13 protein-coding genes are annotated in these 22552 nt (G+C 54.7%); 6 read left to right on the top strand and 7 right to left on the bottom strand.

Annotated features, from left to right (window positions below; all coding sequences use genetic code 11):
• Positions 1–260 precede the first annotated feature (260 nt).
• The 5 genes from SGR01S_RS15400 to SGR01S_RS15380 are packed head-to-tail and all read right to left on the bottom strand — an operon-like array spanning position 261 to position 12891.
• On the bottom strand, positions 261–794 hold the full coding sequence (locus SGR01S_RS15400; protein ID WP_061807898.1) for a hypothetical protein: 534 nt from the start codon (positions 792–794) through the stop codon (positions 261–263).
• Entirely contained in the window at positions 791–1039 is a 249-nt protein-coding gene (locus SGR01S_RS15395; RefSeq protein WP_061807897.1) for a hypothetical protein, read from the bottom strand. The genes SGR01S_RS15400 and SGR01S_RS15395 overlap by 4 nt, the downstream gene beginning before the upstream one ends.
• Positions 1029–10625 carry a hemagglutinin repeat-containing protein gene (locus tag SGR01S_RS15390; protein WP_061807896.1) on the bottom strand — a complete coding sequence of 3199 codons (9597 nt, stop codon included), beginning with the start codon at positions 10623–10625 and terminating at the stop codon, positions 1029–1031. Before SGR01S_RS15390 ends, SGR01S_RS15395 begins: the two co-directional genes overlap by 11 nt.
• A 10-nt stretch (positions 10626–10635) precedes the next feature.
• A complete protein-coding gene (locus SGR01S_RS15385; RefSeq protein ID WP_061807957.1) occupies positions 10636–11166 on the bottom strand; it encodes a toxin-activating lysine-acyltransferase in 531 nt (176 codons plus the stop codon).
• A 9-nt stretch (positions 11167–11175) separates the two neighbouring features.
• A complete protein-coding gene (locus SGR01S_RS15380) occupies positions 11176–12891 on the bottom strand; it encodes a ShlB/FhaC/HecB family hemolysin secretion/activation protein (protein ID WP_061807895.1) in 1716 nt (571 codons plus the stop codon).
• Between the two features lie 577 nt (positions 12892–13468).
• Here SGR01S_RS15380 and cscK point away from each other — a divergent pair.
• The 6 genes from cscK to SGR01S_RS15350 all read left to right on the top strand — a co-directional run bounded on the left by cscK (position 13469) and on the right by SGR01S_RS15350 (position 20797).
• Entirely contained in the window at positions 13469–14398 is a 930-nt protein-coding gene (cscK, locus tag SGR01S_RS15375; RefSeq protein WP_061807894.1) for a fructokinase, read from the top strand.
• 229 nt (positions 14399–14627) lie between these two features.
• Positions 14628–16037: a carbohydrate porin gene (locus SGR01S_RS15370; RefSeq protein WP_061807893.1), complete on the top strand. Its 1410-nt coding sequence runs from the start codon at positions 14628–14630 to the stop codon at positions 16035–16037.
• Positions 16038–16102: 65 nt separating this feature from the next.
• Positions 16103–17473 carry a sucrose-specific PTS transporter subunit IIBC gene (locus tag SGR01S_RS15365; RefSeq protein ID WP_037416632.1) on the top strand — a complete coding sequence of 457 codons (1371 nt, stop codon included), beginning with the start codon at positions 16103–16105 and terminating at the stop codon, positions 17471–17473.
• On the top strand, positions 17473–18882 hold the full coding sequence (locus SGR01S_RS15360) for a glycoside hydrolase family 32 protein (RefSeq protein ID WP_061807892.1): 1410 nt from the start codon (positions 17473–17475) through the stop codon (positions 18880–18882). The genes SGR01S_RS15365 and SGR01S_RS15360 overlap by 1 nt, the downstream gene beginning before the upstream one ends.
• Before the next feature lie 21 nt (positions 18883–18903).
• Positions 18904–19947, top strand: coding sequence for a LacI family DNA-binding transcriptional regulator (locus tag SGR01S_RS15355; RefSeq protein ID WP_061807891.1), 1044 nt, complete (start codon positions 18904–18906; stop codon positions 19945–19947).
• A gap of 31 nt (positions 19948–19978) precedes the next feature.
• A complete protein-coding gene (locus SGR01S_RS15350) occupies positions 19979–20797 on the top strand; it encodes a shikimate 5-dehydrogenase (protein ID WP_061807890.1) in 819 nt (272 codons plus the stop codon).
• Between the two features lie 69 nt (positions 20798–20866).
• On the opposite strand, the gene exbD is transcribed toward SGR01S_RS15350, so the two are convergent.
• A complete protein-coding gene (exbD, locus tag SGR01S_RS15345) occupies positions 20867–21289 on the bottom strand; it encodes a TonB system transport protein ExbD (RefSeq protein ID WP_037416623.1) in 423 nt (140 codons plus the stop codon).
• A gap of 3 nt (positions 21290–21292) precedes the next feature.
• Positions 21293–22267, bottom strand: a complete 975-nt coding sequence (gene exbB, locus SGR01S_RS15340) for a tol-pal system-associated acyl-CoA thioesterase (RefSeq protein ID WP_073963463.1) — start codon at positions 22265–22267, stop codon at positions 21293–21295.
• Positions 22268–22552 lie beyond the last annotated feature (285 nt).

The following is a 22552-nucleotide window of genomic DNA, read 5'->3' as shown; positions in this document are numbered from 1 at the left end:
AAAAAACCAACGCCCCCCACTTTTAAGTAGGTGTAAAAATTATCCTTTACAAAAAATATTATATTCTCCCCTCCGTTAACCCAATAACCAAGTGTTTGAAATAATAGGCTCACGATGAATAAAAGCACAAAAAATGAGCACATTAAATACAACATCAAAATCACTGATCTACTTTTTTTCATTCTTTTCCCTTTGCTCTTTTAATGCTGCCTCCATGCCACTACCAAACAGTCCTGACACTGTCGTCCCCCCTACAATCCCTACTCTTCTTTATGGCAATAAAGGGGGGATTCACCCGGAGCCCTAACCACATAAGACGGGAAATCGGTGATTTCTGTCGTCTGATAGGGCTGAATTTCTTGCGTTGCAGGAAGCCCATCCCGAAATCCTTTGGCTACAATCGCCTCACTCGAAGGGCTGACAGGCATTGAGACTTTCAGGCTATCCGGATCGATATAAACCCGTTGCCCCCCCTCTTCCATGATCACTTTCTGCCGGTAGCTCAGCGTAATCGTTGCCGTTGATGAGCCATGAGGAATAAACATCATACGGACATCGGCATGGCTTAGGTTTTCCGCTCTACTTATGATATGCCCACGAATTTTGGTAGTCATGGGCAGTAAATTTTTACCATTCCCGGCAAGTTCGCCCTCGCAGTTAACAAAGCTGCCGGGCGGATAGGCGGCATCGAGTGTCCGCATTTCTTCGCGTGTGACAGCATCAGCACTCAGGGGGCTAAGCACTGTAATACCGATGTTCATCGGTAGCAAAACGGTCTTGCAAAGTCGTTTCATTTTTTCTTTTTTATCTCTTCTATCTTAGCAAACACCCAAACCCCAATGCCTAATGGAACGCCAGCGCCTGCTCCAGCTTTGCAAGCAAAAATAAACGTATCTAACCGATACTCAAAAACTCCATTACGAACGAAGAAAATTATTGGCGCGATAAAACTAGCTAAAATAGCTATTCCTATTATCAATAATGCACACGAAAAAAATAAATATAAAAACATTGAAAAACCTACACGTTTATTTTTCATTTTTTTTATCCTCAGCTTTCATCCCAGCTTCAATTCCTGCCCCTACAACTGTCCCAGCCACACCGCCACCCACAACCCCAGATGCTTCAGCAGTAATGGGGGATATACCTTTAGATATAATTTTTTCGGTTATTTTTTCACCACCCTTATAACCGATGAACGTACCAAATAAAGCACCTGTTACAGCCCCTGTGGCATCTTCGCCTTTAACTTTACTTCCTAAATATGCACCACTTGTATTTACGGCCTCTGAGAGTACCAATCCTTTGCCCTGCGTTAATGCGCCGGTACCAATAGCTATTAAAGTATCTGTGTAACTATATGTCTCATTTGGCTTCATAGTAAGTAGCTGCTTACCCGCATCAGAAATACCACCAAAGGTCCCTCCACCAATAACGGCCGCCGTGCCAGCCGTAGGTGCGATAACAGCTCCCCCGACACCACTCATCAGTAGCGCCCAAGCCTTAACAAACTCGGTCGCAGGTTGTGGTGCCCCGGTTCCCAAACCACGCGCCAAATCAGACTGTGCCGCAGAAATTTGTTCCGGAGTAGCACCATGCTCCGTCATATACTCACCTAAAGTAAAGGCAGCCTGGCCAGAGCTCATCATCCCAGGAGAAAAACCAAATTGGTCGTTATTCTCAGAGGTATTCTTACCGGATTGCCCGCCAGTGACGGCTCCTGCCGTATCACCACTTGCCAACCCACCGGCCAAACCGCCCGCGAGCGTGGCCAATGCAGAAACCGTCTGGCGCTGCTCTTCGCTCATTTTACTGAAATCACTGGTACCAAACATCGCCTCGGCAATCGCTTTGGTACCCAATGCCGCCGTCGCAGCGCCCGCAGCACCGGCTGCAGCCGACTGACCTTGCAGCTCCGCCAGTGCGCCAGCCACCACCGCATGCGCGATAATACGACTTTCCTCATTGGGTGCCAGACGGTGTATCTGTTCCGCCAGATAAGGCGCAGCCCCACCGGCAATTGCCGCCTGCAGATCGCCACCGGCCAACCCTTGCACCGCAGCGACCGCTGCCTGCATACCTTGCTGTACCTTACCGCCCGTGCCATAACCCGACTCGCTAAACGCCTTGTTATAGGCCGTCTGATAAATCTGCGCGTTGATATCGTCGTTGGTGATCACCTCACCAGGCTTATCTTTCGCCAGCTTGTCTGCCGCCGCCTTGCGATCGGTATCGGTGACGTTATTCATCTTCTCTTTGGCAGCCTTGGTGGCCGTGATCGCTCCCTCGGTCCGCGCAATGTCCATCGCCTGATTGCCGATCTCGCCGATCAACTGCGCCTGCTGCAACCGTTTCTGCTCTTTCTCTTTGTCGAAGATCGGGCTCAGGGTTTGGTTAGCGTGCTCTACGTCGCGGCTCAGGTCACTGACGTTCTGCGTCTGTTTGTCCTGATCGCGGATGATGATGGTGCCGTCGCTCACCGCCGATTGGGTGGTTGAGCTGTCGTGTCCGCTGTTGTTGGCCCCCACCAGCAGGCCGTTGGCCATGTTACCGGCGAACTGGCTACCGATGCTGCCGCCGGAGCTGATACCCACGCTCTGGTGCTCTACCTCGAAATCAGCCTGATTGTGAATATCCTTAAAGCCCAACGTGCCGGTGTCGAGTTTGTTTTTGTCCGCCGTGGCAGTGCTGCCGATTACCGCGCCGTTAAGCTGGGTATGTTCGCCCACCGTCAGGTCAAAGCCACCTTTACCGGCGAAGATACCGGTCTGCTCCTGCACGCTGTCGTAGTTGCTGTGCATCTTGTCTTTGCTCAGGCTGATGCTGCCAGAGCCGGTCATGGAGCCGAAGGTGAAGCTGCCGCCGGCGCTGGCATTTTGCTGTTTCGAGTCGTAACGATCGCTGTCCTGCTGGCTTTCCAGCAACAGGTTACGACCTACGTCGGCCTTGACCGTTTCACCGGTGACCTGCGCGCCGATCAGGTTGGTGTCACGTCCGCTGGTAATATTGACCTGATTACCGGCGTTCACCGTGGTTTCGGTATGGCTGGTACCGTTGCCCTTCTCGTTGCCCTTGCCTTTATTGACGCTGGCAGAAACGCTCAGCCCAATGCCGCCGGAACCGACGCCGATGCCCACGCCCAGCGTGCCGCCCTGGCTCTCGTTCTTGCCATCCAGATACTGGGTGTTGGTGGCAGACAGCAGATTCACGTCCCGATTGGCATTCAGGGTGATGTCTTTGCCCGCCTGCAGTTGGCTGCCTTGCACGGTGATGTCACCATCCTGACCCTTCACACCGTTGCCGCTGGCAGTAATGCTCAAGTTGTTGCCCGCCGTCAGGCTGCTGCCCTGAGCGGTGCTCTGCCCGCTGTTCTGGGTCGAGGTGGAGGACTGGGTACCGTAGGAAATACTGATCCCGACCATGTTGTTGTTGGCAGGATCGGCACCCTGCGCCTCGGCCAAGCGCGCCGCCTGAACGGCCTGCACGCCACTTAACGCCGCTTTGGTGCCCTGCAACGCCGCCAGACGGCTGTCGTCGGTAGATTTTGCCTGCTGTGAGGTTTCCACCGCGGTGTTCAACGCGCTGCCAACCGTACCGGAAAGCGCCAGCGTCAACCCGGATTTCTTCTGTTCAACCTTGTGGGTCTGGCTATTTTGATCCTGCGCCTGCGTCACCGACACATTCTTGCCGCTCAACGCCATGTCTTTACCGGCCACCAGCTCAGAGCCGGTTACCGCCAGGTTGTTACCGGCGCCCAGAGTTACATTGCCGTTTACGCTGCCGACGGTACTGCCCTGATTGGTCAGGCCCTGCGCGGTATCGGTGGTTTTCAGGCTTTCGGTACCGTAGCTGATGCCGATGCCGCCGCTGCTCATCAGGCCGGATTTTTTCTCCTGCTTGAGATGCAGTTCGCTGTTGCTTTCGGTCGCACCGGTCACGGTCAGATCGTTGCCTGCCAGTAGTTTCACATCCTGAGTACCAGCTACGCTGCTGCCCTGCACACGCAGATCGTTACCTGCCAGCACGTTGATGCTGTCACCGCTCAGAGTGCTGCCCTGAACAGTTTGGCGATCGAAGGTGTCTCGGGTTGTTGTCGTGGTTTTCGACAACAGGCCATTGCCCCCCGTCACCTTGTGACGCTCATCCAGATCACGCGTGTTCTCGCCATTAAGGATATTAACGTTATGGCCAGCATTCAGGTTAAGCGCATCACCCGCGGAAACTGTCGCCGCACGGGCGTTGAGATCGTTACCCGCATTGAGAGTCACGCCCCCTTTACCGACCACCTCGCTACCCACCTGTTGGCTATTGCCCTGTTTCAGGCTGTTATCACCGTTCCAAATCAGGTTGTCGCGGCTGGCGGTGGTCACCGTATTCAGGTTGAGATCACGCCCGGCATTCAGCACCGTCTGGCCGTTCTCACCGCTGTTAACCACCTGCGCAGCATCCAATTTAATGTCGCGACCGGCCTGCAGCATCAGCTTGCCGTCAGCGCCTTGCACATACATACCCGCCACGCTGTCGATATTGGTGCGCTCGAAGCTGTTGGCCCCGTTAACGCTCTGCGCCGTACGGGTAGTACTGATGGCGTTGATATCACGCCCGGCGCTGGCCAACAGTGAGTTGTTGCCCTGGATCACGCCACCGATATTGTTGATGTCGGTACGGGCGATCAGCCCAACGTCAGTGCCCTGAATGTTGCCCGCCACGTTAGTGATATTGGCAGCACTCAGTTTCACCACTTCGCGGCCTGCAATATGGCCGCTGTTAAACAGACCGTCTCCCAGATTGAGGTTGACGTTGCGCCCGGCAATCAATGCGCCAGAACCGTCCAGATCGCCCGGTTGCATGCGTGCATACACCTGCGGCACCAGCACATTTTGCTGGCTCCCGTCCGGCAACGTGACCTTGGCATTCACCAGCCAGACGATGTCTTTGGTCAACAGCCCCATCTGCTCTGGCGTCAGCGCTACGCCAACCTTCAGGTTATATTGCTGACTGAACGTCAGGCCTTGATCCATCAGCGCCTTGAACTGCTCTTCGTCGTTGTTGTAACCGTCCAGATACCGCTGGCCTGTCAGATTAATTACTTGTTCACGGATCAGTCGCTGTTCGTAGTAACCATCACCCAGGCGTTTCAGCACGTTGTCCTGATTATTGGTCGCCTTGGCGATCATGTAGTCCGAACCCAGCCAGGATTTTTGGTTGGTGAAGCGCGGATCGGTTTCCACCAGATACTGCCCACCCGGTGCCGGATTGGTCTTGAACAGGCTGTTATCTGGCAGGCGAGTGTCAGGGCCGACGATACGCACAACGCTGTCGACCACGTCACCCTGTTGGTTGTTCACCTTATTAGCGACTTCAAACTGTTGGCCTGGTTGCAACGCCACCGCTTGAATCACCGGCAGCGCACCGCTGCCAATAGTCTGCATCCCGGCAGAAACATCGCTGCCAGTCACCACGGCATTCACCCCACCGGCCGTGCCGATGGTGGCATTGGTGCTCTGTGGCGTTAGCGGCGTGATAGCGATCGGGTTGCCTGCAATCTGCCCGTGATCAATCAGTTGGCTAGGTTTCAGCGCAATGGTCTGAATAGTGGTCGGCGGCGTGTAGGCCGTGGCGTTATATCCCTGCTTGTCCTTGCCTTTCTTCTTGATGCGGTAGTAATTGGTCACTTCCCCGGCGTCAGTGGTCAGGCGCTGGCCCGCCACCGCTACGTTATCCACGCTGCCGGCATTGATCGCCAATGTACCGCCCGCGACCACCTGGCTCTTGTCATTGAGCAGATGACCCGCGTTGATCGCCATATCGCCACCGGCGATTATCTTGGCCGGATCGCTTTCCTTGATCTGGGTTTCCTGCACCGTCCGGTTGAAATCGAACTGGTTGTAGTTGTCTTTGCGACCGTCCGGCGTATTGAGGTAATTCACCTCATCGTGAGTAATGCGTATTTCGTCCGGCTGATAGCGCTTATCGGAGCCGCTCAGTTGATACTCGGTCAGCTTGTCGCTGGATACTGTCACCAGTTCGGTGCTGAAGTGATCATTGATGTTATTGATCTGCCCGGCGGACAGCGCCATGTTACCGGCGGACTCAATGGTCGAGCTGTGGTTATTAATGGTGCCAGCCTGCCCGCTTGCCAGGTAGTTAGCGTCAAGCTGGCCGCCAATGGCCATATCCCCGCCGCTGTAAATCAGCCCGTGGTCATAGTTATTCAGCGTCTGGGTGCCAATATCTACCCGCTCGCGCCCGGCCAATGTGGCAGCAGTACCGTTCTCAGCCAGGTTGTTGAAGGTGACGGTCTGCACGCCAATCGCATCGCCATAAATGCGACCCGTGCCAATGTTGGTCAACGTGTTGGCATTGAGCAGGGTGTGCTTGCCGTCGATCAGGCCGTAGTTGGTCAGGGTGCCATTCACCGTAAGCCAATCCTGCCCGGCATTGATCTCACCGCTGGCATCGTTGAACAGGTTGTTGGCGTGCAGATCAAGCTTAGAGCCCGCCAGCAGTTTACCGCTGTTGATCACATCGCCCGGCGTAGTGAAGTTGAAATTGCCGTTGGCGATCATCTCGCCGCTGTTATTGATACCTTGCCCACTGACCAGATTAATATCACCCAACGATAGTAACTGCCCATCGCCACCGACCGCTGCGGCATTGATGTCCAGCAGCTTGCCAGCCTTAATGGTGCCGGCAGTGTTCAGCAGGTTAAGCGCTGCGCCCTGCAACTGCAGATTTTCGCTGGCCGCCAATTGGCCCCCGCTGTTATCAAGCAGGCCCGCGTTAGTGATGGTCAGTTGTTGGTTAGCCAGAATGCTGCCGCCACGGTTGCTCAGTGTGCCGGTGTTCAGCGCCACTGACTGGCCTTCCAACCCTTTATTTTCCGCCTGCGTCGTGTCGTTGGTGAACTGCAGAGCATTGAGCGTTACGCTGGCACCACTGCGGATCAGCCCCAGAGTGTTATCGATAATCCCCTGCGCACTGTCCAGCAGCAGGTTGCCGACCGCCTGAATTTGTCCGTTGCGGTTATCCAGACCGGCGCTGGTGAGCGTCACCGCCTTCTCGCCGATAATCCGCCCGCCGTTACTGTTATCCAGCTTCAGCGCCGTCAGGGTGAAATCGCCTTTGGCCCCCAGCGTGCCGCCCTGGTTATTGACGTCGCCGCTGCCGAGTTCCAACTGGCCCAGGCTGTGGATAGTACCATTAAGGTTATCCAGCAACTGACCATGGGTATCGATCTGCATATCCGCACCCGACTGAACCAACCCGCCCTGATTATTCAGGCCGCCCGTGCCGGTCGTCGTCAGATCCAATGCCTGCTGCGCCACCAGTTTGCCGCTGCCATTCAACAGTGCTTCTGCATCGAGCTTGAGATTTTTACCGGCAATCACTACACCTTGGCCATTATCGAACACACCAGTGGTGAGGTTCATGGCACCTTGGCTGGTGATACCGCCTTTATCACCACTGTTGTTATTGGTCAGTCGATCGACCGTCAGTTCCAGACGGTCACCGCTCTGGATCAGACCGCCGTTGTTGTTATTGAGGCTGTTGCCGTGCAGCTCCAGCACCGTCTGGGCAGCCAGTTGACCGCCCTGGTTTTCCAGCAGGCCGAAGTTGATCTTCGCTGCATCGGCACTCACCAAGGTGCCTTGGTCGTTCACCAGATGGCCACTATCCAGCTGCAGTTTTTTGCCTGCGCCAATCACGCCAAGATTGCTGTTATCCAACAGTTCTTTGGCGTTCAGCACCATATCCTGACCGGATTTAATTGCTCCGCCCTGGTTATTGATGGTGTTAGCCGCAGCCGATAAATGTTTCTCGGAAGCCAGCGTACCGTAGCGGTTATCCAGTTGGTCGCCGTGCAGTTGCAGGTCACCGGAGCTGGCGATAAAGCCGTCTTGGTTATCTACGGCACCGCCAGTGATAACCAGTTTGCCCAAGCTGCTGATGCCGCCATTCTTGCCGCTGTTGCGGTTAGTTAATGCCTGTCCGTGAGTATCGAGAGTCGCGTCCCCACCTGCCTGCAACAGACCGCCGTCATTGGTCAGCGCCAGACTGTCGATGTTGAGTGTTTGCTTGCCGACCAACGTGCCTTTGCTGTTATCCAGGCTGCCGGTGAACAGATCTGTCGTTCCGACGCCCACCAGCATGCCCTGTGTGTTGTCCAGCGCACCGCTGTGGATCGCCAGCGTTCCCTGGCTGAGAATACCGCCAGTTTCACCACTCAGACGGTTGCTCAATGCCGCCCCATGGGTATCAATGTTCATGTTGCCGGCAGATTGCAACAGGCCACCGTCATTCGTCAGCAGGCCGCTGTTCAAGGTCAGATCACCGCTGGCGGCGATAACGCCTTGCTGGTTGTTCAGCGCACCCTTGCCGAGCGCCAGTGAAAGTTCACCACCAACGACTTGCCCAGCTTGGTTCTCTAACCCGGCGCCGCTCACTTGCAGGCCTTGTTTGGCCTCGATACGACCGCTGCCGTTGTCCACTGCCTGCCGAGCTATGACCTCAGCGCTACCCGTCGCGGCGGAAACCAGCCCTTTGCGGTTATCCAGTTTTTCCGCCTGCAATCGGGTCTGTTGGCTAGCCGCCAACTGCCCCTGACGGTTATCGATAACACCGCTGACCTGCGCTTTCAGACTCCCATCCTGCGCGGCAATCACTTTGCCATTTTGGTTGTTCAACTGTGCTGCGTTTAGCGTCACATTACCGTTAGCCGCCAGTTGGCCACCCTGGTTATCGATGCCCTGACGGGCATTGAGGCGCATATCTCCGCTGCCGCTTTGCACCAGTTGGCCATTGCGGTTAGACAGGCTGTCGGCATCCATCGTGATCTGCTGCGCTGACGTGGTACCGCCATCCAGTACGTAGTCGCCACCCTGCATACTGAGCTGGCCATTGGACAACAGTTTGCCGCTGTCGCCCTGCAAGCGGCCAGTATTCACTGCCAGCGTGCCTTTGCCCGCATGTACGATTTCACCGCTCTGGTTATCGATCGCCCCGGCCTTCAACGTCAGTCCGTTGCCGTTACTGGCGATGCGGCCGCCAGCGTTATCCAGTTTTCCCTGTGGGTTCAGCGTTAAATCTTCACTGCCAAGCTGGGTGATTTCGCCCTTCCGGTTCGATAAATCATGCGCATTCAGCGTCAGTTTATTTGCCGCCAGCTTGCCGCCGTCGTTGTTCAGTTGCTTACCGCTGTTGACAATCAGATGCTGTGTCGCCTCGACTTGTGCATTGGCCGTCGTCAAGTCACCCTGTCCGGCGTCCAGCGTGACATTAGTACCGGCAGTCTTGCTGCCGCTAATGTCCGCCCCCTGCCCATTGGCATGCAGATTACCCGCCGCCAGGTTCTGGCCTTGTGCTGTAAGCTTACCGCTGGTGGTCAATGCCAGTTCACCACTGCCGCCCAGCTTGCCATCTTGTTGTACTCCAGCTGCCAACGTACTGCCTTTGCTGCTGTTCAGGCTGGCTGCCTGGACACGCACATTATTGCGTGCGGCGATAGAACCGCTGTTTTGCACATCCCCTTCACTACTGACGCCAGCATTGCCTGCTGCAAACAGTGAACCACTGTTGCTGACGCCGCCTTTCGAGGCCAGCTGCATGTCGCTGCCGCTGCTGATTTTGCCGCTGTTTTCAATGCGGCCATCGGCGGTTACCACCACGCTACCGGCCTGCGCACCAATATTACCGGCATTGCGTACCCCGACGCCGGTTTCGGTGCCGATCATACGGATCTTACCGGCATACATGCCGCCCAACTTCGCCACATCCACCGCCAGTTGCGGTCGCGTAGCGGGATCGTCACTTTGTTTGTCGATCTGCTGATGCGTCGCATCCACCTTGTTGCGACCGGTGGTGACTTTAAGATCGTTAGCCCAAAGTCCGGCGTTGATCTTCGTCGATCGCGCGATGATCTCGGTATAATCCTGCCGCGAACTGTCCATACCGGCGCCTTCAACCACTACTTCGCCGCGTTCAACGTTGAAGCCCGTCAGGTTGCCGTTGTTCATCTGTGCCTGACCGGTGGTCAGGGTGGCACGGTTGGCGTTGATAAAGCCGCAGCCATTACAGGTAATACCGGATGGGTTGGCGATCACCACCTGCGCACGCTGCCCGGCGACTTCGATGTAACCGTTCAGGCGGCTAGGATCACGTGAGTTGACCTCATTGAGGATCACCTTGGCCTCGCCTTTCGCCAACCACGGGTTACCGTCGACCCAACCGCCCTGTTGCGTCTGAGTCATTTTGTGGGAATTGTTGAGGATCGCGCCTTGCTTGTCGACGTCGAACTGGCTGTAGGTATTACGGGAAACCCCACCAGCGCTTGGCGTCTGAATATTGACCTGTGGCGTACCGTTAGCACTGTTAACAATGGTCGGCTGCTGACCACCCGGCGCATTACCGTCGGCGATAATTGCCGCCTGCACCGGCTGTATAGCACCCAGTGCGATGAGCAGGCTGAAGCTAACAGCACTGATTTTGCCGATACACTGGCTCAGCGTATGGCCCAGACCAGGTGAACGCGCGGACCCGGCACGACCGGAGCGGGCAATATCCGCCACCACCATCAGCATGCCACGCGCTTTGTTGAAAACGATACGATACAGGTTCTTGTTCATGGCAATGTCCTTATTGAATTTCTGATGGCTCGACGGCTAACGGGTGGCTCGCCCACCATTGCTGCGCTTGCTGATGGCTGACCTCTGCACCTTTAAAGTTCACCACGCGTTTTCCGCGTTGATCCCCCCGGTGATACAGCGCCCGTACACACAGGTGCGGGAAGATCTCCCTGGCCATCAGATTACGCATTTCCCGCGTATGACCGAACGGCGCGATCCAGTCACAGAACCACAGACGATCGCCACTGTTCCAGTCACTTTCTTGCATATTCACTGCCGGCTGTGTCAAATAGCGCGCTTCAGCGTCTTGACTCATCCAGGCCCAACTGAGGAAAAACACGGGCTGATTTTGCTGTGATACCAGCACATATTGTTGTCGCTTGATGATCGGCAATAACAGTGTCGGTAACGTGTGCAGCGGCGCATCGCGGTGCATCGGAGAATGCATCCATAACCATACGGCCGCACCAAAGGCTTCCGCTTCACTGTCGTCACCACCGAGGACCAATGGTGCCCTGATATCATATTCGCCTGCGCGCATCGTCATGCCTCAGTAGTTCCAGCTCAGATTGAAGCCCAGGGTGACCGGGCTGGTGCTGAAACCGTCCGGTTTGGAGAAGGGCACGCCTGCAAACAGGTCATAACCGACCTTGTAGGCATAACCACGCAGCCCAACAACACCGCCAGCCAAGTGTTGCCCCGCCAGATAATCGGAGCCATATCCACCCACTTCACCGTAGTCGGCACCGAGATACAGTTCCTGCCCCTGCAACGGCGTGCGCCAGGCGAGATCGTTGCGGACGAACCAGCCGTGGTTAGCGTTCAGGGTGCGCTCACCGTCAAAGCCGCGCACCGTCCAACGGTTGCCGATAGCAAACTGGTCCTGCGGCGTCAGCGGCGTGTCGCTGATCTGGCGCTGATACTGGACGTTATATCTGAAGTTCTGGGTAAACAGGCTGAACGGCACGTCGAGCTGGGCATTTAGCTGCACAATTTTGCTAAGGGCAGTGGCTTCACCAAAGGTCTCTTCCGGTGCCGGCAGTGCGCCGAACCAACGGGTTCCCCGTTGATAACTGACACCCGCGTCCAGCGTAGCCTGTTGAATGTAGTGGCGATGCTGCAACCCCAGCCGCCAGCCAGAGGTGCGCCGACGCTGCACTTCTACTTCAGTGTCATTGATATAGTTGCTGGACTCACGTGCCAGCACGTCGTAAGTCAGCGTGGTTTTCTGGCTGCCGTTACGGTGTAGTACCCGGCTGAGCTGGAAATCCAGGTTCTTGCTCTTGCCGCTATAGCGGTAATCCTGATTCTGACCGGCAATGGTCTGGTGATAGTCATAGCTGTTGGCGGTTACCCCAGCCATCCAGTAGCCGAAAGGTACCGAATAATGGCCGGTGATATTTTTAGTACCTTTGCCGCCCTGGTTTTGCAGATCGGTGGAGCCTGAAATATAGAACAGGTCGCTGAGCGAAAACGGGTTATCCAGCGACAGCGTCAGGCCCCCCTGATAACGCCCGGTGCTCTTGGTGCCAGAGTCATCCAACGAAGCGCCTATACGCCACATACGTTCCTGCTTCCAACTCAGAGCAATATCACTTTCGCCGGGTTGTTCACCGGGGATGATTTCCATGTTGGCCTGTACCGTCGGCAGACGCTGGAGGTTTTCCAGCCCTTGTTCGATATCGCGCAGATCCAGCAGGTTGCCTGCATGGGCCGGGAATGTGCTGTAAGGCTGAATGTAATGACCGCTGTCCGGTGTCAGTTTCACCTGACGTACGTAACCTGGCACCACCACCAGCCGCAGCTTGCCGCTTTTCAGATCCTGTGACGGTGCCAACACGCGGGTGGTGATATAACCGTGATCCACCAGCCGGTTTTGCAGAGTGCTCATCAGCAGGTTAATGCCCTGACCACCCAGGCAGTGGCCTTGCGCCTGATCGGCGATACGTTGCAGCGGCAACCAGTGAGGCAGTTTATCCTGACCGGTGAGTACCACCTGGTCGATGGGGAAACAGGTTTTTTCCTGCGGGAAAGAAATACGGCCAAAGCTGGACGAAGGTGGAGACAAACGCACATCCGGTGTCGGCGGTGTCAGTTGTTGCTCCAGCGCCTTTTGTCGCTGCTGCTGTATGATCAGCTGTTCGTTGTTTGGCGTTGCCGCGTGAAGCGGTAGGCTGTATATAAACAGCGGCAAGACAACGGAGCTTAATGGAATACAGCCCTTACACACAGCAAGGCTGAGCGACGAGTACGCGGAATGGCGCATTACTTTTTCCCTGTCGAAAGACAAATAAAAGATAAGAATTGTAAAAAAACGCAAACATTATGCGCACGAATAGCCCACAATCAACTTAATTTTGGTCCGTAATGGGCGCTAGATAACAAAACACTTAATAGAAATACGTTACACCCCTAATATATCCCCCTAAGAAAAACCCAAAAACACCATTCAATTCATTGATATACATATGATAAAATTAAAATTCATTTGTGATATCTATTAATGAACATGAATAATTGCATCTAAACGATGCATTTATTCATCACCGCATGATTATGCTAAGCAGCACCTATAATTTAGGAAACATCCTATTCAAAATCCTCGCCATAATTCATTGGCCGTATTTAGAATTCACGATCTCCATTAATCTTAATTCAATTTTTTAATTATAGTTGTCAACACGTTACTTATTCTCGCTTGCTATAACTTATTCCCTATTCTTCATTTTTTGGCCCGCTACATGCTGACTTTACCAACAAGCTTCAGATTCTTTCATTGCAATGCTAAACCGGTTCTTCTATTTTAGCTCGTCATCTAACACAGGTGAAAACAGGGATTGAACATGGTTAATCGCGTATGGGTTCTGGGTGACGCAGTTGTCGATCTGGTTCCTGAAAATTCAAACAGTTATCTTAAATGCCCCGGTGGTGCTCCCGCCAATGTGGCGGTGGGTATCGCCCGCCTTGGCGGCGACAGCGCCTTTATCGGTCGAGTAGGGCAAGATAGCTTCGGCGCTTTCTTACAGCAGGTGCTAAGTGAAGAGCAGGTGGATATCTGCCATATGTCACAGGACCCCGACCACCACACCTCCACCGTGGTGGTCGATCTCGATCTACTGGGTGAGCGTTCCTTCACTTTTATGGTCAATCCCAGTGCCGATCTGTTCCTGCAACCCGAGGATCTACCTGATTTTAAGGCAGATGAATGGCTACACGTCTGCTCTATCGCCTTGTCGCAGGAACCCAGTCGTAGCACTACCTTTACCGCGATGGAAAACATCAAGGCAGCTGGCGGCTGGGTCAGTTTTGACCCGAATATTCGCGAAGATATCTGGCGTCAGCCGGAAGCGTTGCGTCCCTGTTTGCAAAAAGCGTTGCTACTGGCAGACATAGTAAAAATCTCACAAGAGGAGCTGAATTTTATCAGCAGTATCGGGGAGTTAGAGAGTGGTATTGATTGGATGATGCAGCGCTATCCACTACGTTTGCTGCTAGTGACACTCGGTGGTGACGGCGTGTGCATGCATGACGGCAAGCAAATACGCCACTTCCGCGCCCCTTCGATCACCCCTGTCGACACCACTGGAGCGGGCGATGCTTTCGTCGCCGGCTTGCTGGCGGCACTGGCACAGCTTGGCACTCTGCCACAAGAAGAACAGTGGTCAGCCGTCATCGCCCAGGCCCAGGCCTGCGGCGCATTGGCTACCACAGCCAAAGGTGCAATGACGGCTTTGCCACGGACCGACGAGCTGCAAGATTTCCTCCAGCGTTAGTCCGTTAAGAGTGCATTTGGCCCCCACTCCCCGCGCCTAAATCATTGGCTCTGGGGGCCATACCTACCGTTTTCATCATTAGCGTGTAATTTGCGGGCTTGATCACAATAGCTGAATCGGGTTAGCAAACTTGATTGCAAGCAGCCTATCAACTCACTATCTTTCATCATGAAAAACCGGTTTAGCAATTTAGCAAAATAATAACAACCTTCCCGGATGATAGAAAATCATGAAGAAACTTAGCTATCTGGCAGTCACAACAGGGCTTCTCATCTCTACTTCTGCGGCGGCTTGTGGCGCCAACAACAGTATCGAAGCGCGTCTGAATGCGTTGGAACAACGGCTGCAACAAGCTGAACAACGGGCATCGCTGGCAGAAACGCGTGCCACAGTAGCGGAACGCAAAGCACAGCAGTTGGAGCAGCGCACCGCGAACACCGAACGACAAACCGTGCAGGTCGCACAACGTACTGCAACGCTGGAAACCCACGCCACACCGACTAGCAACCTGCAACTCACCGGTTTAACCGACCTTAAATTATATGGCGATGTCGAATTTAACCTGGATGGGGCCAGCCGCAGCGGTCAGCTCACTTCGTTGAAAAGTAGCGACAACAAGGACTGGAAGCCCGGTAACAAAGAGCGCTGGGATATCAACGGCCGTATTCTGGTTGGCGTAGACGGTTACCGCCGTAACCCGGACGGCAACTTCTCGGGCTTTAGCGTGCAGCCGTTGGCAGACATGACCGGCAAAATGAACCTCGATGATGCTGCTTTCTTTTTCGGCAACGAAAAGAACTGGCAAACCAAGATTGGCCGCTTTGAAGCCTACGACATGTTCCCGCTCAATCAGGACACCTTCATCCAGTATTCCGGCAACACGGCCAATGATCTGTACGCCGACGGCTTCGGCTATATCTACATGATGAAAGAAGGCCGTGGCCGTAGCAGCAGCGGCGGTAATCTCATGTTGAGCAAATATGCCGGTGACTTCTACTTTGAACTCAATACGTTGGTGGAGGACGGGACATCGCTGTTCCAGGATGACAACTATCACGGCAACAGTTTGGATAATAAGAAAAATGTCGCCTATCTGCGGCCAGTGATCGCCTGGAAAAAAGACCAGCTTAGCGCGGCGGTGGCGATGGAAAGCAACGTGGTCAACAACGCATATGGCTATCATGATGGTCAGGGGCAATTCGTCGACCAATCCAAACGTAACGGCTACGGCATGACCCTCAGTTGGAACAACACTGCCACTAATCCGGACAACGGCGTGGTCGTCAATCTGAGTACCGCCTACCTTGACGCCTCAGGCGAACAGGATTTCACCGCTGGCATCAACATGCTGTGGCGCCGCTTTGAACTGGGTTATATCTACGCCCACAACAATATCGAAGAGTTCAATACTACCGGCATGACCGCAGACATCAGTAACCCGCTCAGCGAGCCGGGCAAATATGACATACACACCATTCATACTTCGTACCAAATACCAAACATCATGAATATGAAGAACTTCAATTTGTACCTCGGCGCTTACGTTTCAATGCTGGAAGCCAATGCCGAGAACAAGATCGCCAACGCCAACAACGATCAGCGCTATGGCGTACGCGCCAGATTCAAGTACTTCTTCTGACGCTGAAGGGCTGATTTCCGCCGCAAACTACTGCGGCGGCATTTTTATTTATAAAGGGAGTAAACATGGACATTACCGCAACCGCTAACGCGCTGTTGCCGCTGCTTGGCGGCAAAGAGAATATCGCCAGCGCCGCCCATTGCGCCACACGCTTGCGCCTGGTGCTGATCGATGACAGCAAGATGGACAAGGTCGCGATCGGTAAGCTTGAAGGTGTGAAAGGTTGCTTCAGTAACGCCGGGCAGATCCAGGTGATTTTCGGCACTGGGCTGGTCAACAAGGTACATGCAGAATTCATCAAGGCAGCTGGTATCAACGAATCCAGCAAGTCTGAAGCCGCCGACATCGCGGCTAAAAAGCTTAATCCACTGCAACGTATCGCTCGCCTGCTGTCGAACATCTTTGTCCCAATAATCCCGGCTATCGTCGCCTCCGGCCTATTAATGGGCCTGCTTGGCATGGTGAAAACCTACGGCTGGGCCGATGCAAACAGTGCCGTGTTCGTGATGCTGGACATGTTCAGCTCAGCGGCATTTATTATTTTACCGATCCTGATCGGCTTTACCGCCGCACGTGAATTTGGTGGTAATCCCTATCTGGGTGCGACACTCGGCGGTATTTTGACTCATCCGGCGCTGACCAATGCCTGGGGCGTCGCCAGTGGTTTCCACACCATGGATTTCTTCGGGTTGGAGATCGCCATGATCGGTTATCAGGGCACGGTGTTCCCGGTGCTGCTGACGGTGTGGTTTATGAGCATGTTGGAAAAACAACTGCGCAGAGTGATCCCCAACGCGCTGGATCTGATCCTGACACCGTTCCTGACGGTGGTGATCTCCGGCTTCGTCGCCATGCTGTTTATCGGCCCGGCCGGCCGCGCGCTGGGTGACGGTATCTCCCTGGTACTCAGCACACTGATCACCCATGCCGGTTGGTTTGCCGGCTTGCTGTTCGGTGGCCTGTATTCCGCTATCGTCATCACCGGAATTCATCACAGTTTCCATGCCGTTGAAGCTGGGCTACTCGGTAACCCCAATATTGGCGTTAACTTCCTGCTGCCGATCTGGTCTATGGCCAATATTGCTCAGGGGGGTGCCTGTCTGGCCGTGTATTTCAAAACCCGTGATGCCAAAATCAAAGCCATCGCCGTCCCCTCGGCCTTTTCCGCCATGCTTGGCATTACCGAAGCCGCGCTGTTCGGCATCAACCTGCGTTTTGTGAAACCCTTCCTGGCGGCGCTGGCGGGCGGTGCGCTCGGTGGAGCCTGGGTCGTGGCCAATCATGTCGGTATGAACGCGGTCGGGCTAACGGCAATCCCAGGGATGGCGATCGTGCAGGCCAGTTCACTGGTCAGCTATATCATTGGTCTGGTGATCGCCTTCGGCAGCGCTTTCATTCTCTCGTTGTTGCTGAAATACAAAACGGACAGTGAATAATGGAAGAACAACATTTAATGAAACAGGCCATTAGGGCCTTGATGAGCGGAATACCAAAAGCACTGAGCGATCCACACCGACCGGCGTGGCATCTGGCACCAAGCGTCGGCCTGCTTAACGATCCCAATGGGTTCATTCAGCATAACGGCGTCTATCACCTGTTCTATCAGTGGAATCCGCTGGGCTGCGAACATCGCAACAAATGCTGGGGTCACTGGCAATCGACGGATCTGATCAATTGGCAGCATCAACCGATAGCATTGGTCCCCGGCGCCTGTTACGACAGCCACGGCTGTTATTCAGGCTCAGCGGTCGTAGCGGACGAAAAAATCATGTTGGTATATACCGGCAACGTAAAATACCCCGATGGCTCTCGCACCGCTTACCAGTGCCTGGCGCAAGAGAATACGCAAGGCGGCTATGACAAACTCGGCCCAGTGTTGCCACTACCGGCAGGCTATACCGGCCATGTCCGCGATCCGAAAGTCTGGCACCATCAGAACGCGTGGTACATGGTGCTCGGTGCGCGTGATCTGCAAGATCGTGGCAAAGTGCTGTTGCTGCGTTCCGACGATCTACGTAACTGGCAGTTTCTGGGTGATATTGCCGGTTCACAGCTAAACGGCATCGGCGATTTCGGTTATATGTGGGAATGCCCGGATCTGTTCACGCTGGATGGCGTTGAGGTGTTGATCTGCTGCCCACAAGGGCTTGAAGCGCAGGCCGAGCGTTACCTCAACGTTTATCAGGCAGGTTACCTGATAGGTAAACTGGATTATCAGCAGGCAGCGTTTAAACATGATGCATTTCACGAATTGGATGCCGGGTTCGAATTCTATGCACCACAGACCACCCAGGCCGAAGATGGCCGCCGGTTACTGGTCGGCTGGATGGGCGTGCCAGAACAGGATGAGGATTATCATCCGACACGGCAATATGGCTGGATCCACATCATGACTTGCCCGCGTGAACTGTCACTGCATAACGGCAAACTTTACCAACAGCCGGCACGCGAACTGCAACAGCTGCGAGGCGAAAGCCGACAATGGCAAGGTGTCGCCGACAATGCACCGTGCTGGCCCATCGATAGCGCGGAACTGCTGCTGACGCCAGGGGGGAAATTCAATGCAAACTTCGGCGACGCAATGACACTGGACTGGGACGGAGGCTTGTTGCGGCTGACACGCAACAACCTGCGTAGCGGGCAACCTGAACACCGCTATTGGCGCGGTAATCTGGCCCACTTGCAGATACTGTTCGATCGTTCCAGCGTGGAGATCTTTATCAACCACGGCGAAGCGGTCATGAGTGCGCGCTACTTCCCTGGCCCACAACCTCTGTTGCAACTGCGTGGTGAAGCACACCTGGCGCTCGAACACTGGTCGCTGACGCCATGCATGCTAGAATGACGCATCCTTCGATGAACTCAGATGCCGTCAGTGAAAAAAAATAAACGCATAACCATCAGTGATATTGCCGCACTGGCAGGCGTGTCTAAATCGACCGCCAGTCTGGTGCTCAATGGCCGTAGCAAGGAGTACCGGGTGTCTGATGACACCCGCGATCGTATCTTGGCGTTAGCCGCTGAGCACCACTACCAACCCAGCTTCCACGCCCGTTCGCTGCGCTCTTCTCGTAGCCATACGTTGGGGCTGGTTGTGCCGGAAATGACCAACTACGGTTTTGCGGTAATTTCACGCGAGCTGGAAACCCTGTGTCGCGAGGCCGGTTTACAGTTGCTGATCGCCTGTACCGATGAGAACCCGGCGCAGGAAATGATGGCCGTGAACAGCCTGGTACAACGTCAGGTCGATGGTCTGATTGTCGCTTCCAGCCAGCTCAACGATGCGGAATACCAAAAGATCAACGCCGGCCTGCCTGTAGTACAGATGGACCGTCTGATTACTGGTTCCGATCTGCCTCTGGTGATCACCGACTCGCTCACCTCGACCGCTACGCTGGTGGAAAACATCGCGCGCCAACATCCGGACGAATTCTACTTCCTTGGCGGCCAACCCCGCATTTCACCCACACGTGATCGACTGGCAGGTTTTCAGCTCGGTCTGGAACGCGCCGGGGTTATCTGTAAACCAGAATGGATCATCAACGGTAATTACCACCCCAGCTCCGGTTACGAAATGTTTGCTCAGCTGTGCGCGCAGCTAGGTAGGCCGCCAAAAGCGTTATTTACCGCCGCCTGTGGCCTACTGGAAGGGGTACTGCGTTACCTGAACCAGCACCAGTTAATGGAAAGCGATCTGCATCTGTGCAGCTTCGACGATCACTACCTGTTCGACGGCCTCACGCTGAAAATCGACACCGTGGCGCAGGACTGCCGTGCTTTGGCACAACACAGTTTCGACATGGTCAGCACACTGATTGACGAGCGGCCATTAGAGCAGAATGCGCTCTACCTGCCGGGCAGCATCCACTGGCGACATGCCGGTTCTAAAGCACTGCTCGACCAGCACTAGGTTTTTCTTTTTCCCGGTTAAGGAGCTCATCATGAGTCGTGAGATTAATAAAGACACCCAACTGTGCATGTCGCTGGCCGGACGCCCAGGTAACTTCGGGACCCGCTTCCACAACTACCTGTACCAGGAACTGGATCTCAACTTTATCTACAAGGCTTTCACCACCCAAGATATTAAAGCCGCAGTCGGTGGCGTACGTGCACTGGGTATCCGCGGTTGCGCAGTATCGATGCCATTCAAAGAGAGCTGCATTCCTTTCCTGGACGAGTTGGATGCTTCCGCCACGGCAATTGAATCAGTCAATACCATCGTCAATGACAACGGTTTTCTGCGGGCTTACAACACCGATTATATCGCCATCGCCAAACTACTGGCGCAGCACCAGATCCCAGCAGAAACCTCCTTTGCGCTGCGCGGCAGCGGTGGTATGGCGAAAGCGGTCACCGCCGCACTGCGTGACGCCGGTTTTAAATATGGCCATATCATTGCCCGTAACCCACAAGCGGGCCAGGCGCTGGCAAATGCCTATGGCTATCAATGGCTGGCAGACGTCGGTGATTTAAACGTAGAAATGGTGATCAACGTAACGCCAATCGGCATGGCCGGGGGAACAGAAGCCGATCAACTGGCCTTTGCTCCCGCGACTATCGATGCAGCAAAAATTGTCTTCGACGTGGTGGCGCTACCAGCGGAAACACCGCTGGTTCGTTACGGACGCGAGCACGGTAAACAAGTGATTACCGGTGCAGAAGTGATTGCGCTGCAAGCGCTGGAACAGTTTGTGCTCTACACCGGCGTACGTCCTACCGATGAGCAAATCGCCCGTGCTGCGGCACATGCTCGCGGCTAAATACTTTTGAACTCTTGACGTAAAAAAGGGCGCCTGAGCGCCCTTTTCTTCGTTGGTGATGTCAGTCCGCTACTTGGCGGCACCTTCCATTCCCACCAGCCCTACTTTCAGGTAACCGGCTTTACGCAGCGTATCCATTACGCTCATCAGCGTTTCGTAGTCCACGCTCTTATCCGCCTGGAAGAAGATGGTGGTCTCTTTGTTCGCCTGCGTCCGCTGGTCCAGCACTGACGTCAGTTGGTCGGCACTGACCGCCTGTTCGCCAACATAGAGCTGTTTGTCCGCTTTCACCGACAAGAACACCGGTTTTTCCGGGCGCGGTTGCGGTTTGGCGGAAGAAGCCGGGAGATCGACACGGATATCTACCGTTGCCAGCGGCGCGGCCACCATAAAGATGATCAACAGCACCAACATGACGTCGATAAACGGCGTCACGTTGATTTCATGCAGTTCGCCGCTGTCGTCCAGATCTTCATTTAAGCGCATCGCCATAACTCACCCCACCCGCAGTTGCTGTGAATGCTGTGAACGTTTGGCTTGTGCCGTGGCGGCCAGATCCAAATCGCGACCCAGCAGTAACAGAACCTGCGCCGCCACGTCACCCACCTGGGCACGATGACCGCTGATCACACGGGCAAAGATGTTATAAATCACCACCGCAGGAATTGCTGCGACCAGCCCCAGTGCGGTTGCCAGCAGCGCTTCTGCGATACCTGGTGCCACGACGGCCAGGTTGGTGGTCTGCGAGTGGGCGATGCCGATAAAGCTGTTCATGATGCCCCAGACGGTACCGAACAGACCAACAAACGGCGAGATGGCGCCAATGGTTGCCAGGAAGCCGTTACCACGGCCCATGTTACGGCTGTAGCCCGCGACACGACGCTCCAGACGGAAACCGGTACGCTCCTTGATGCCATTGTTGTCGTTAGACTCTGCCGACAGCTCCAGTTCGTTCTGCGCATCGCTGAGTAATACGGAACTGATACTCTCGTCAGAGAAGTTCTGCGCCAGCTCAGAGGCTTCATCCAACGAACGTACATTGGCCAGCGCCAGTTGTTCGCGACGCAGACGGCGTTTGGCGCGGAACAGTTCGCTGCCTTTAGAGAACAAGATGGTCCAGGTGACGATAGACGCCAACACCAAACCGATCATCACGATTTTTACCACGATGTCGGCATGTTGGTACATGCCCCAAACGGACAGGTCCATACCGCGGGTTTCCGGCGGCTGGATGGTCGGTTGTGGATTGACCGGTGTGACATTTTCCGGCGCGGCTGCAACAACAGGCGCAGCGGCCGGTGTAACGCTTTCGGTAACGGCTGGATTAGCCGCCGGTGCTGCCTGAGCGCTACCGGCCAGGCCCACCACTAATACCATTGAAGCTAACAGACCACGGCCGAACGCCTGGCCCCATTGCGCCCGGCCCTGACCGAACGATCCTTGATTTAAATTCTTGCCAGCCGTTTTCACGCTGTGCCTCCACCCGTTACCGATCAAAATTGAGGAATAATTCAGCGTGCGATCATATCAAACCACTCAGGGATTGATAGTAGTTCTCATTATTATTTACCAAATAATCGGTAAAATTACCGTCGCAGCCTCCACAAGGCTTTTCAGCTAACCCATTCGCTGCCTGTTCGGCACTATAAGCACCTTTTATAAGGTTTTTCGTCACTTTTACGGCACAGAGATGCAACAACGTCATCGTTTTATCGCATTTAGTCGTCACATAACGGATTTACCGATAAACCCGCT

Source organism: Serratia grimesii NBRC 13537, assembly GCF_001590905.1.
Taxonomy (GTDB): Bacteria; Pseudomonadota; Gammaproteobacteria; order Enterobacterales; family Enterobacteriaceae; genus Serratia; species Serratia grimesii.
The sequence above is the reverse complement of the archived record's forward strand: the minus strand, read 5'-3'. Positions and strand labels throughout refer to the sequence as shown.